This is a genomic window from Coprococcus sp. AM11-30B (genome assembly GCF_027674365.1).
Taxonomy (GTDB): domain Bacteria; phylum Bacillota; class Clostridia; order Lachnospirales; family Lachnospiraceae; genus Allocoprococcus; species Allocoprococcus comes.
Window position 1 is genome coordinate 69,339 of record NZ_JAQDVB010000009.1, and the last position, 14,022, is coordinate 83,360.

Below are 14,022 nucleotides of genomic sequence, written 5' to 3' on the forward strand. Positions count from 1 at the left end.
AAATCCGCCCCACTACTTTGATAATATTACGGATTGCTCCGCAGCGTTGCTGCTCACGCAATCCTCCGGCCATTCGGATTCCGCTGATTTCCTTCGTAAATCGCTCCTTCCTCATGTCCGGCGGGTAGCAAATTCATATGCCTTTTCGTGCAAGCACGAACGGCATATGAGTTTGCTACCCTATATTATCACATTAAACCCATACCCCACAATGATGATTCCGATACACACGATTCCAATGAATGTTCCGAGTAACTTTTTCTTAATCGCTTTGGACAGCATTACCATTGATGGAAGGGAAAGTGTAGTCACTGCCATCATAAAGGATAAAATCGTTCCAAGTCCTGCCCCTTTTGCGAGCAGGCTTTCTGCGACTGGGATGGTTCCAAAAATATCCGCATACATGGGAACGCCTACTGCTGTCGCCAGTGGCACGGCGTACCAGGTCTGTTTTCCAAGAATGCTTCGGACGATATGCTCTGGGATCAGATTGTGGATAGCTGCCCCGATGATGACTCCGACAACGATATACGGAGCTACCTTTTTGACGGTAGCCACAACCTGATTTTTTGCATAATCCATACGGTCTGCTATTGTAAGCGACGGCGAAGCTACCTCCACATTCGGCGCCTGCCGGATAAAATCTGCCACCTGGTCTTCCATATGCAGCCGCTCAATGATCGTTCCCCCTATAACAGCTATGACAAGTCCAACAATCACATAAGCAAATGCGATCTTCCCTCCAAAGACACTCATCAGAAGAATCAGAGATCCCAGATCCACCATCGGAGATGAAATCAGAAACGAGAAAGTAACTCCCAGCGGCAATCCCGCACTGGTGAATCCCATAAAGATCGGAATCGATGAGCAGGAGCAGAACGGAGTCACTGTTCCAAGAAGTGCTCCGATCAGATTCGCCCAGATTCCATGAAATCTTCCCATAATCTTTCTGCTTTTCTCTGGCGGAAAATAGCTTTGAATATAGGATATCACAAAGATCAGCACCGCAAGCAGCACAAAAATTTTTATGATATCATACAGGAAAAAGTGAAGAAATTCTCCTGGAAACCTCCCCTCTCCCAATCCGGCTTTAACAAGAAGTTTTCCGATCAGATCTTTCAGCCAATGCATTCCAAGAATCTGGTCCTGAAAGAAATCCCATCCGTTTTTTATGATTTTCATTCTCTCTCCCTTCCCATAGAAATATAGAAATATTTCTATATATTTTTCATTTTTTAACCGGTGCAATCTATTTCTCACACCGGTTTTCTAATTACATCTTACTCTTCATATAGAATTTTGTCAATATGTTCCCGCTTTTTTTCTAATTTATCCCCTTCGCATTTGGATAGATTTTCTTCATCTTTGCGTCATCATAATGTGCATCCGCCCACTTCTGGACGGCATTTGTCGCCTGCACACCATTTCCTCTCTCATCATATCTTACCAGTGCCACACAGGATACCAGAATGTTGCAAACCATAAATCCCAGTAAAACCCAGGTCAGAATCTTTCCTGCAACTGCCGGTATTTTTTCAATCCATTTTTCCACAGGTGGAAATAATATTTTAAACCACACAACCGCAGCAATTCCCCAGAAAAAGCAGTAGAGCAGATTGATTCGACCTCCCAGGTTAAACGGGATCTTACTGTAATCCCAGAACACTTTTCCAAATACAAGTTCCGTAAACACACTGCAGAAATACTCATAAGCACCACCAAGCAATGTTCCTGTAAGGAAAAGAAAACGATCCCCTTTATCCTTATATTTGTACAAAAGTGCTGTGACAAGCGCAATTGCAAGCCCCCAGACAATGCTGAACGGTCCCCAGACCACACTGCTTCTGCTCATCCATACTCCAGCCGTCACACGACAGAAAATCGTTTCTGTGATATCTCCCAGAAAAGCACCGATCATAAACAGCATCACGATCTTATAAAAGCCGCACCCTTTTGCAAATACCTTTTCTTCGTTCTCTTCCCGGATTTCCTCTTCAATTTTTCTTGCCTTTGGATATGCTTTTTTCAGACGCTTTTCCAGACTTCCGGCAATCTTTCCCGCAATTTTTGTGCTGATCTTATCCATCCCGGCATCCGTTGCGATCCAGCGCTCCGGATTCTTACTCTTTCCGGTAAGAAGCATAAAGGAACCAAAGATATCCACAAAAAGTACACCGATCAGTGTCAGCAGCACAATATGCATCAGAAGCTTCGGCAGAATATGTAATAAAATCAACGTGATCCCATTGCACCATCTCACTGCCAGATAACCGAGCACACCCCAAAATAGTGAAGCAGGAAGACAAATATATCCATCCAGGTTCCATTTGATATTTGAATAATCCCACCATCTTGCCTTGAATGCTTTTTCGATCAGATGTCCACTGACCCATTCTGCAACTGTTGCATAGACCGTTGCAAAGATAAATAGCCAGATTCCCCGAAGTTCCTGTAATCCCACTGTCATCGCAATTGCGGTCAGACCATAGAGCACACAGAACGGTCCATTTACCAGGCCTCGGTTAGCAAACTTTCTCTGCTTCAAAGTTGCCGATATCGTTTCCAATACCCAGCCACCAAAAGAATAAATAAAAAAGAGCCACAGTAATTCATATCCAGTATAGTGATTCATAGTCTTCTCCTTTGTAAATTCATGGTATCATCTTATCATGCCAACCATGAACTTACAATTGGGATTTTATCCGTAAAGATATTATATAACACCAATCGTTTTTACAACCGGTTAAACCGGTATCCGACTCCCCATACCGTCTCGATGATCTGCAGATTCCGCATATCCACATCGTCATTTCATTTCCTGTAGTCGAAATTCGGACTGCGCCTTCTGCTTTTTCTGTATATTTATTTGTTTATCATATATATTTCTCTATTTTTTATCTGTATTCCTGATTTATTTCATATATTTAAAATTATTTTATTTTTTTCAGAATTTTTATTGACATTTTGCATTTTATGAGATATTATAATATCAACAAAACAAAAGGAGGACGGACCACCAGAAACTTAATCTTAACTCCAAAGTCTAAGAAAGTAAGAGGTATGGGCCAAAGGACACTTAATTTAAAACTCGGACAAATCTAATGAAAGTAAGAGGTACGGACCAAAAGGAACATAATTTAAAACCAGAACAAAATTTAATGAAAGTAAGAGGTACAGACCACCGGAAACTTAATTTAAAACCAGAACAAAATCTAATGAAAGTAAGAGGTACAGACCACCGGAAACTTAATTTAAAACCAGAACAAATCTAATGAAAGTAAGAGGTATGGACCAAAAGGAACATAATTTAAAACCAGAATAAATCTGATGAAAGCAAGAGGTACAGACCAATGGCAAGATAATTTATACAATATCAAATCAATAAGAGTAAGAGGTGCAGACCAATGGCATAATAATTATTGAAATTTACATAGAAAAAACTATTTGAGATAATAGTTTCAGATAGATAAGAAGTGAATAAGGAGGATAATCCAATGGATGGATCAAATTAAAATCCACTGTAGCTGAAAGATCAGATACAGTGGATTTTTTATGACATATTTTCTGTTCCAAAGTTCAAGAGCGCGCCTGCTGACGCGCTCAATTTCTGCTGATTCATAGTACAGCGGATTCTATGAAGTCTTCCGGTCCATATCCCATACTGCTTTACCATCATCACAGTATTCCAGATCCGGGCATTCCCCCTGTACAAAGGAATAAACCGGCTCTTTTCCTTCATATTCCTGAATGATACCATTTAATTTGGCAAGCATTTTTTCTTTATCACCCGGAAGATGTCCTCTGACTCTCACATGGATAAAGTCATGAAAACCATCATATAAAATATTTGCTCCTGCTTTTTCCGGTGCGATCCTCTCGATCAGATGATATTCTTCCCGAATTGTTTCCAGCTCATCTGCCGGAACAAAAGTACCTTGCCGTATATCTTGATATAACGGAACTTCTTTATGCAGAAACATGGAAAAATTCACTACATGCGCCGGATTGGTCCTGTTCAGGAACTGCGCCAGTGCTTCTGCATTTTCCATTCCTCTTCCTTTTCCTGCGACTCCGGTCATAATATGTGCATCATAGATCAGTCCTGCTTCATGAAGCCTGTCGATTGCCTGATATGCCTGTGCCAGATCATGATCTTTTTTCATAAATTTCAGCACATCATCCAGTCCGCTCTCGATTCCAATATACAGATGCTTTACCTTTTTTCTAGCAAGCATTTCCAGCTCTTCCTGGCTTTTATGTAAAATACTCGTAACAGTCGCATCCATATTAATCCCTTCACATTCCGGGAAGTAATATGCGATCAAATCCAGAATCTCATACAATTTTTCTGTCTTCAGACCAAATGCATTACCATCCCCCAGAAAGATCTTCTTCGGCTTCCCATGCAGTTCCCGCACTCTCTTTAGTTCCGCTTCAATCTGTTCCATCGGAAGTTCCCGATACTTCAGATGCCGGAATAAATTACAGAATTTACACTGATTATATGAGCATCCAACCATAACCGGAAGCATGAAAGAGCTTCTTTCCATCGGGGCCCGGCAAATCTGTCCTTCGTAATCCATATGTCACACTCCTATGCTTCTACATAATAGACATAATTTTCTTTTCTTGGTTTTGCTGCAGGAAGTTCTGCTGCCGCATATCCAAGTACGCAATGACCGATTCCTTCATAGTCTCCTTCGATTCCCCATCTTTTCAGAAGAGCCTTTCCTTCCTCGGATTCAAATTCTTCTTTTGCCCGGTGGATCCAGCAGCTTCCGATTCCAAGCGAATGCGCTGCATTCATCAAATTTCCCATCACAAGACTTCCATCATAAAGATATGTCGGTCTTGCCTTATCTGCAAGTACAATAAGAACTACCGGTGCACCATAAAACGGATCTGTATCGGTTCCCATAATTTTTGCATTCATTGCTGAAAGCTGATCTCTTGTTGCTTTATCCGTCACTGCCACGATGATCGGTGACTGCATTCCCATTCCCGTTGCCGCATAAGTTCCGGCCTCAATGATCGTATCCAGATCCTCTTTTTTGATCATATCCGGTTTGTATCCACGGACACTTCTGCGTTCTTCCATATTTTTGATTACTTCATTCATAAATTTTCAGCTCCTTTCAAATCTGCTTCTATTGTAGCACGATTTGAAAGGAGCTGTATGTATCTTATTTATTAAATTTTTATATCTGGCTTATTTTTCTTCGCCCCAGACTTCTTCCGCGATTTCTTTTACCAGTGCAAGCTTCTTCCACTGTTCTTCTTCTGTCAGTTTATTTCCGATTTCACAGGAAGCAAATCCACACTGTGGACTCAAATACAGTCTGTCGAGCGGGACATATTTCGCTGCTTCATGGATTCTCTTAATTACGTCTTCTTTATCTTCCAGCTTTGGTGACTTGGTTGTGATCAGACCGAGAACCACTTTTTTATCACCACTTACACTCTTCAACGGCTCAAATCCACCAGAACGTGCATCATCAAATTCCAGATAATATGCACTTACATTTTCACGGGCGAATAAAGCTTCTGCCACACGGTCATATGCACCACTGCTTGCATAAGTAGAATGGAAATTTCCACGGCATACATGAGTGTTGATCACCAGATCCTCCGGCGCTCCCTCAATTGCACGGTTATTGATAGCAAGAAGCTGTTCCATGATTTTCTGAAGTCCGGCTTCATCTGTTCCGAAAATAGCTGCCGCATGCGGATCTACACACATTCCCCATGAACAGTCATCTAACTGAATGTTTCTGCAGCCAGCATCGTATAAGTCACGGATTACTTTCTTATATCCATTGGCGATATCTTCTACCAGTTCCTCTACATCCGGATAATATTTATTTGTATTCGGAAGTGCCATCGGCATAATAAACTGTTCCAGGAACTGCGCCGGTGCAGGAATCGTCTGTTTTGCCACTGTATTTTCATCCTCCAGAGCTTTTACGAATTTGAAATGCTCTACAAATGGGTGCTGATCTACGGAAATTTTTCCAGTCAGATAAGTATCATCGATCATTGCAGCTTCTCCGTGGAACGGAAGTCCGGTCTTGGTCGGCTCATGTCCTACCCCGTTAAATCCCCACATGAAATCAAGATGCCAGGTTGCTCTTCTGAACTCGCCGTCTGTGATCACATGATATCCGGCTTTTTTCTGCTTCTCTACCAGGTCTAAAATTGCAGCATCCTCTACTTTTGTCAGTTCTTCTTTTGAAATCTTTCCTTCTTCAAAATCTCTTCTTGCTCTTTTCAGTGTTTCCGGTCTTAAAAAACTTCCTACATAATCATAACGAAATGGTGTATTTTTACTCATAATATAGCTCTCCTTTTCTCTTTCGTACTGTCTGTCTTTTATGTTTGAAAGTATAGCAGAGTATTCTGCATCTGAAAAATACAAAAAAAATGCAGTTTGCCATAGTTTAAAACTATAACAATATCAAAAAAATGTTTCACGCTCCCTGCTTCCATGCTACAATATTACCAGGATATCTGGTCAGAAGTATTTTCCGCTAAGATACATTTTCCAGATACTTTTCTGATATCCCAAACCCCAAAAAAATATTCTTTATAGAAAGTGAAAAATATGACTCTTCAACAATTAAAATACGTCGTAACTGTTGCTGAAACAGGAACAATTACCGAAGCCGCAAATCGTCTTTATATTTCCCAGCCAAGCCTGACAAACGCAATCCGTGAACTGGAAAAAGAAATGAAGATTACCATTTTTCTCCGGACTAATAAAGGGATCATCCTTTCAAAAGAAGGCGAAGATTTCTTAGGATACGCCAGACAGGTGCTGGAACAGGCCGCTATTCTCGAAGATAAATACAAAGGAACTTCCGGCGGGAAAAAGAAATTCTGTGTATCCACGCAACACTATTCTTTCGCTGTCAATGCCTTTGTCGATCTGATCAAAACCTACGGACAGGATGAATATGATTTCAGTCTCCGCGAAACCCAGACATACGAAATCATCGAAGATGTAGCAAAAATGCGCAGCGAGATTGGAATTCTTTTCTTAAATAATTTTAATGAAACGGTTCTGGAAAAAATTTTAAAATCCAACGGGCTTATTTTTCATCAGCTGTTTGTTGCTAAACCACATGTATTTATCAGCAGACGTCACCCTCTCGCCGATCACAAAATAATCACCAATGAAGAACTGGACGATTATCCATATCTTTCCTTTGAACAGGGTGAACACAATTCCTTTTATTTTTCAGAAGAAATCTTTTCTGTATCTGAACGCAAAAAAAATATCCGTGTACGGGATCGTGCCACCTTATTTAATCTTCTGATCGGGCTAAATGGCTACACAGTATGCAGTGGTGTAATTGACAAAAAGTTGAATGGAAAAGATATCATTGCCGTTCCTCTTGCTGACGAAAGTGATATGCGGATTGGGTATATTACACATAAAAAAAGGATGTTAAGCAGATTAGGGACAACTTATCTGGATGCCTTAAAAAAATATCTGCAATAAAAAACTTCTGGAAGCAGTTTTCCTGTTTCCAGAAGTTTTTGTTTTAAAACAAACATACAATTCCATGCACAATAAATGCAGCAACCCATGCAATCACGCACTGAAAGATCACAACACCGATCGCCCATTTACCACCAAGTTCTCTTTTAATAGAAGCAATCGCTGCCACGCACGGTGTATACAAAAGACAGAAAATCAAAAGTGCTGCTGCACCGGCTGTATTTATCACCGCTGTCAGTGCTGCTGTTGACCCAAACAAAATCGAAAGAGTGGAAACGACACTCTCTTTTGCCATAAATCCGGAAATCAGTGCCGTTGATATTCTCCAATCACCAAATCCAAGTGGAATGAATACAGGTGCGATCATACCTGCTACCGTTGCAAGGATACTTGTCTGTGAATCTGTCACCATGTTCAGATGCAGATCAAAGCTCTGCAGGAACCAGATCACGATCGTTGCACCAAAAATAACGGTAAATGCTCTCTGCAGGAAGTCCTTTGCTTTTTCCCAGAGAAGCTGACCAACATTTTTCGCTCCCGGCATACGATAATTCGGAAGCTCCATAACAAACGGAACAGGTTCTCCTTTGAACATCGTCCCTTTCATTGCAAGTGCAGTAAGGATTCCCATCAGGATTCCGAAGAAATAGAGACCAATCATTACAATTGCACCCTTCCCCGGGAAAAACGCCGCTGTAAAGAATGCATAGATCGGAAGTTTTGCTGAACAACTCATAAACGGAGTCAGCATAATCGTCATTTTACGATCACGCTCTGAAGAAAGTGTCCGGCTCGCCATAACTCCCGGTACTGTACATCCAAATCCGATCAGCATCGGTACAATACTTCTTCCGGAAAGACCAATCTTTCGCAAAAGTTTATCCATAATAAACGCAACCCTTGCCATATATCCACTGTCCTCCAGCATCGAAAGGAAAAAGAACAGTGTAACAATGATCGGCAGGAAACTCAGCACGCTTCCAACCCCCTGAAAGATTCCATCTACAATCAGTGACTTTAATACGCCATTGACTCCTGCCGCATCCAGCGCCTGACTGCAGGCTACAATCACCTGGTCAATTCCCTGTTGCAGAAGATCCTGCAAAAATGCTCCGATCACATTAAATGTGAGCCAGAATACCAGTCCCATAATTGCGATAAATGCCGGAATCCCGGTATATTTTCCTGTCAGGACCTGATCAATCTTCCTGCTTCGCACCCGCTCCCTGCTCTCATGTGGCTTTAAGACCGTATCTTCACAGGCACGCTGGATATAGTTAAAACGCATTCCCGCTACTGCCGATGAACGGTCTACCTTGCATTCTTCTTCCATCTGCAGATTGATATGTTCCAGAAGTTCCTTTTCATTCTGGCTCAGCTTTAATTTTTCCAGGACAAGCTCATCATTCTCTGCCAGTTTACTTGCTGCAAATCTGACCGGGATCCCTGCTTCCTTTGCATGATCTTCAATCAGATGCATGATCGCATGAATGCATCTGTGAACCGCACTTTCCTGACCTTCAGCAGAGCAAAAATCCACTTCCTCCGGTGCTTCCTGATATTTTGCGACATGCAGTGCATGTTCTACCAGTTCCGCAATACCTTCTCCCTTTGCTGCCGAGATTGGTACAACCGGTACTCCGAGAAATGCTTCCAGCTCATTCACACGCACAGAGCCACCGTTCACACGCATCTCATCCATCATATTCAGCGCAACAACCATTGGGATCTCAAGTTCCATAAGCTGCATCGTCAGATACATATTCCGTTCAATATTGGTTGCATCTACAATATTGATGATTCCTTTCGGTTTATCCTGAAGCAGAAATTCTCTTGTAACAATTTCCTCACTGCTATACGGAGACATAGAATAAATTCCCGGAAGATCGGTAATACGGGTATTGGGATGTTCCTTGATCACACCGTCTTTTCTGTCAACCGTAACACCTGGGAAATTTCCCACATGCTGATTCGATCCGGTCAGCTGGTTGAACAGCGTTGTTTTTCCACAATTCTGATTTCCAACCAATGCAAACGTAAGTGTCGTATTCTCCGGTAACGGATGCTCTGTTTTCTTCTCATGAAAAATGCCTGCTTCTCCATACCCCGGATGCTGTGCATCTCCTAACGGTTGTCTGCCTTCCTTCTTCTTATAATGCGGCTCATGGGCCGGCGTAATTTCAATCTGTCCGGCATCCTCCAGACGGATCGTAAGTTCATAACCATGGATCCTGATCTCAACCGGATCCCCCATCGGCGCATACTTTACAATCGTTACTTCTGTTCCCTGGATCAATCCCATATCCAGAAAATGCTGCCTGAGTGCACCATTTCCTCCTACGGAAAGAATCGTAGCTGTCTTTCCGACTTGTAATTCTTTTAATGTCATTCCTCTATCTGTCTCCTTTGGCAAAACCATTTATTGATAATTTATATCATTATCATATCAGTCCTGTAGGTAGTCATTCAAGAATAACATTCGTTTTTTCTAACTAATTTCATCGTCTGCAAATTGTTTTATTCCGTAGCCTCTCTAAACCGGTACCCTACTCCGATTTCTGTCAGAATAAATCTGCAATTTCCGGGATCCTTTTCTATCTTCCTTCGCAGTGCTGCCATAAATACCCTCAGGTTGGCTGCTTCTACTCCCTGTGCACTGCCCCAGATCTGACCGAGAATATAATTATGTGTCAGTACCTTTCCCCTGTTGTCGATCAATAGTTTCAAAATCTTATATTCCATCGGAGTCAGATGAACTTCTTTCCCATCTATCGATACCTGATGTTTTTCCCAGTCCACTTTCAGATAATCACACTGAAAGATTTTTTCTTTCTTTTCCTCCGGAATCTGGTTACTCTTTCTGAGCGCCACACGGATTCTGGCCAGCAGTTCGCCCATATAAAACGGTTTTGTCACATAATCATCTGCCCCCAGATCCAGTGCCTGTATTTTTTCTTCCTCTTCCTGTCTTGCACTGACCACAATGATCGGTATCTTCGAGATTTCTCTTACATTTTTTATAATCTCAATCCCGTCACCATCCGGAAGTCCAAGATCCAGAATGATCATATCTGGTCTGTTTGCATAGAACAGTGCATTTGCTTCTCCACATGTCTTCGCAATCACATAATCATAGTCTTCTTTCTTAAGACTCATCGAGATAAAGTTAATAATATATTTATCGTCTTCCACAATTAAAATCTTATGCTTATCTGCCATCTGTACTTACCTGCCTTGCCTCCAACCAGAACATGAACCTTGCTCCGCCTTCTTTTCTGTTCTCTGCACAAATATTTCCACCATGTGCATTTACTACCGCTTTACATATAGCCAATCCCAGTCCAATTCCTCTTTGTCTGTCCCCTTTTTCATCTGACCTTGTAACAAATTCGTCAAAAATATTTTCTTTCAGATCTTCCTGAATCCCGTCTCCGTCATCTTCTACACTGATCCACACTTTCCCTGCATCATATCTGGCTTCTATACAGATCCATCCATTTTCCCCTGTATGCTTCATCGCATTATCCAGAAGATTGACCAGCACCTGGACCATCAGTTTTCCATCTACATTTACAACAATCAGCTCCGACGGAAGTTTAATTTCAAACCTCCTCTTTTCCCGGAGTCCTATGATATGTGATACGGCTTCATAGATCAGATCATCCACTACTTCCTGGTTTTTCCGGATCTCAAATTCTTCACTTTCCAGCTTTGTCATATTCAAAATATTTTCCATCAGGCGCATCAGCCATACAGACTGCTCCTGTATCTCTCCTGCCAGTTCCTTTCTGACTCCGGCATCCAACTCATCCGCCTCTTTTAAGAGTCCTGCAGCTCCCATAATTCCGGTCAAAGGTGTCCTGAAATCATGGGATATACTTCTCAGCATATTGCTTTTCAGCTTTTCTCTTTCCATCTGTGCCCTTGTTTCCTCTGCAATACGCACCTGATTATGAAATCGTACCATAATACTTGCGGAAATGAATCCTGTGATAAGGAAAAATACCAGACGTACCACATCATTCTGATCCGTCATCGCAAATGTATGCACCGGCACTGTAAAAAAATAATTAAACAGCAGCACACTGCATACAGAAGCCATCATTCCATACAGATAACCGGTAGTTGTAACTGTTATGACCAGTACACCCACAATATAGATCATCAGAATATTTTCTTTTCGAATTCCATAACTCTGGAGAAAAAAAGACAAAAATGTTGCAACCGCCATGATCGCAATCGACTGCACCATATATTTTACTCTCTTTTTTGTCATTTTCTTTCCCCCATCATTCATCATTTTATACTTGCAAGCAGACGATCAATATCCTTTGTAAGACCTACTACAAGCAGATGATCCTTCTCATGCATCACATAATCCGCTCTCGGAAGGACCACCACCTCTGTATTTTTCTTTATTCCAAATACATTTATATGATAGTTTGCCCTTATATCCGCTTCTTCTATCGTCCGCCCGATCCATGCAGCCTTCGGCTGGATTTCAAAAATCGAATAATCCTTACTGAGTTCAAAATAGTCAAAAACATGATTTGCACTGTATTTTACAGCCAGTCGCTCTGCAATATCCCGATCCGGATAAAAGACTTCATCCGCTCCATTTCTCAATAAGAATTTTGCATGGATATCCCTGTTTGCCTTACTGACAACATGTTTGGCTCCAAGCTCTTTTACCAGGCTTGTTATCTCCAGACTGCTCTGGAAATTTGATCCGATGCACACAAAGCAAAGATCGAAATTTCCTACTCCAAGACTTCTTAATACTTCTTCATTTGTACAGTCCCCTACCCGTACTGCTGTTGCGTATTCCAACAAATCCGGTGTCTTTTTCTCATCTTTATCGATGACCATTACCTCATTTCCCCGATTTGCCATATCAATACACAGATGATGACCAAATCTTCCAAGTCCTATAATCAATACTGATTTCATTTTCTACTCCTTGTTCTATCCTATCGTAATTTCTTCTACCGGTTTCCGGATCGGTGCTTCATGTCTGTGCCCTTTCAATGAAAGCGCAAATGTCAGACTTCCTATTCTTCCGCAAAACATCAGAAATACCAGCACCATTCTTGATGCCATACATACATCTCTTGTGATTCCCGCAGACATTCCCACTGTTCCCATTGCAGAAAAGACTTCAAACATCACATCCGACAAAGAAAACGGCTGCATAATTTCCATGAAGATCGTTCCTGTTAGTATAAGGAACAAATTCGTACACATTACAACACTGGCCTTTCTGATCGCAGTTTCATCCAGTCTTCTGTTAAATACATTACAACCGGCTGCTTCCATCAGATTTGCACGCACAAATACAATAAGAACCACTACGGTTGTCGTCTTAATTCCACCTGCTGTAGATCCCGGGCTTCCTCCTATGAACATCAGAATCATAGTAACAAGTTTACTGCCTTCCGTCAACGCTCCTGTATCGGTTGTATTAAATCCTGCCGTTCTGGCTGTCACCGAGTGAAATAAAGAACAGAGTATCTGTTCTTTCACAGGCATCCCTGCCAGTACATTATTTTTTTCCAGTATCAGGAATAAAACTGCTCCTCCTATAATCAGAAAACCTGTTGTTGATAATACAATCTTTGTATGCAGATGATATTTTTTCCATTGAAATTTTTTCACAGACAGATCATCCCACACCAAAAAACCGATTCCACCGATTATAATCAGCAGCATGATCACTGTATTTACCAGCCAGTCATCCGAATATCTGATCAGTGACTGATAGGCACCATTTTCTCCCATAAGGTCAAACCCGGCGTTGCAAAAGGCTGATATAGAATGAAAGATCCCGTACCAGATTCCTCTTCCTATTCCGAATTCCGGAATAAACCGGATCATCAGCAATACAGCTCCAATGCTTTCAAAAAAAAGTGTTCCTTTTATAATCTTCTTCGTAAGCTTTACAATTCCACCAATTTGAATACTATTGATACTCTCCTGCAAAATTCCACGGACTTTAAGCCCTATCTTTCTTCTTAACAGAATCGCCACACAGACACCAATTGTCATAAATCCCATACCACCGATCTGGATCAGGATCAAAATGATAAGCTGTCCCAAAAAAGACCAGTGCAGATATGTATCCTGTACAACCAGCCCAGTCACACAGGATGCGGATGTCGAGGTAAATAATGCATCTGCAAAAGATGTCATATTTCCATCCCTTGATGAAACCGGAAGCATTAAGAGAATACTTCCCAAAAGGATCAACAACAAATACCCGACAACAATCATCTGTGTCTGTGTCATCTTTTTATATATTACTGTCATTTGTTTCGTTTCCTTTCTCCTCTATATCTTTCTTCCTCTCTCTCTTTTTTATCCTTCTTCAGAAAAATGTCGAGTTCACGCATCAGATGCAATCCGGCGATCAGCAGAAAGCTCAGGATCCCTGTAAATAAAATAATACTCTCAATCTCGAACATAACCTTTCCTTCCTCTCACTGTTTTTCCTCTCCTGTTTTGTAAATCAATGATAGTATTTT

At 41.4% G+C, this 14,022-nt stretch carries 12 protein-coding genes; 1 reads left to right on the forward strand and 11 read right to left on the reverse strand.

Annotation, left to right across the window (positions count from 1 at the left end):
• Nucleotides 1-180: 180 nt before the first annotated feature.
• From PGU50_RS07675 to PGU50_RS07695, 5 genes are all read right to left on the reverse strand, one after another.
• Nucleotides 181-1,182, reverse strand: coding sequence for a permease (locus PGU50_RS07675; RefSeq protein WP_117556836.1), 1,002 nt, complete (start codon nucleotides 1,180-1,182; stop codon nucleotides 181-183).
• Between the two features lie 142 nt (nucleotides 1,183-1,324).
• Nucleotides 1,325-2,632, reverse strand: coding sequence for a putative ABC transporter permease (locus PGU50_RS07680; RefSeq protein WP_117556834.1), 1,308 nt, complete (start codon nucleotides 2,630-2,632; stop codon nucleotides 1,325-1,327).
• Nucleotides 2,633-3,632: 1,000 nt separating this feature from the next.
• Nucleotides 3,633-4,583 carry a radical SAM protein gene (locus PGU50_RS07685; protein WP_117824162.1) on the reverse strand — a complete coding sequence of 317 codons (951 nt, stop codon included), beginning with the start codon at nucleotides 4,581-4,583 and terminating at the stop codon, nucleotides 3,633-3,635.
• Nucleotides 4,584-4,594: 11 nt separating this feature from the next.
• Nucleotides 4,595-5,119, reverse strand: coding sequence for a nitroreductase (locus tag PGU50_RS07690; RefSeq protein ID WP_270246581.1), 525 nt, complete (start codon nucleotides 5,117-5,119; stop codon nucleotides 4,595-4,597).
• 90 nt (nucleotides 5,120-5,209) lie between these two features.
• Entirely contained in the window at nucleotides 5,210-6,331 is a 1,122-nt protein-coding gene (locus PGU50_RS07695) for a 5-methyltetrahydropteroyltriglutamate--homocysteine S-methyltransferase (RefSeq protein WP_270246582.1), read from the reverse strand.
• A gap of 270 nt (nucleotides 6,332-6,601) precedes the next feature.
• Between PGU50_RS07695 and PGU50_RS07700 the strand changes: the two genes are divergently transcribed.
• Nucleotides 6,602-7,501 (forward strand): LysR family transcriptional regulator, encoded by a 900-nt coding sequence (locus tag PGU50_RS07700; protein ID WP_008374293.1) that lies wholly within the window; start codon nucleotides 6,602-6,604, stop codon nucleotides 7,499-7,501.
• Nucleotides 7,502-7,544: 43 nt separating this feature from the next.
• On the opposite strand, the gene feoB is transcribed toward PGU50_RS07700, so the two are convergent.
• The 6 genes from feoB to PGU50_RS07730 all read right to left on the reverse strand — a co-directional run bounded on the left by feoB (nucleotide 7,545) and on the right by PGU50_RS07730 (nucleotide 13,962).
• Nucleotides 7,545-9,890 (reverse strand): ferrous iron transport protein B, encoded by a 2,346-nt coding sequence (gene feoB, locus PGU50_RS07705; RefSeq protein ID WP_055158390.1) that lies wholly within the window; start codon nucleotides 9,888-9,890, stop codon nucleotides 7,545-7,547.
• Between the two features lie 128 nt (nucleotides 9,891-10,018).
• Nucleotides 10,019-10,720: a response regulator gene (locus PGU50_RS07710; protein ID WP_118198520.1), complete on the reverse strand. Its 702-nt coding sequence runs from the start codon at nucleotides 10,718-10,720 to the stop codon at nucleotides 10,019-10,021.
• Nucleotides 10,710-11,777 carry a sensor histidine kinase gene (locus tag PGU50_RS07715; protein ID WP_227084649.1) on the reverse strand — a complete coding sequence of 356 codons (1,068 nt, stop codon included), beginning with the start codon at nucleotides 11,775-11,777 and terminating at the stop codon, nucleotides 10,710-10,712. Before PGU50_RS07715 ends, PGU50_RS07710 begins: the two co-directional genes overlap by 11 nt.
• Nucleotides 11,778-11,797: 20 nt before the next feature.
• Nucleotides 11,798-12,451, reverse strand: coding sequence for a potassium channel family protein (locus PGU50_RS07720; protein WP_117556825.1), 654 nt, complete (start codon nucleotides 12,449-12,451; stop codon nucleotides 11,798-11,800).
• A gap of 15 nt (nucleotides 12,452-12,466) precedes the next feature.
• Complete coding sequence (locus PGU50_RS07725; RefSeq protein WP_270246584.1) at nucleotides 12,467-13,807, reverse strand: TrkH family potassium uptake protein; 1,341 nt, start codon at nucleotides 13,805-13,807, stop codon at nucleotides 12,467-12,469.
• Nucleotides 13,804-13,962 (reverse strand): hypothetical protein, encoded by a 159-nt coding sequence (locus tag PGU50_RS07730; protein WP_008374277.1) that lies wholly within the window; start codon nucleotides 13,960-13,962, stop codon nucleotides 13,804-13,806. The genes PGU50_RS07725 and PGU50_RS07730 overlap by 4 nt, the downstream gene beginning before the upstream one ends.
• Nucleotides 13,963-14,022: the final 60 nt, after the last annotated feature.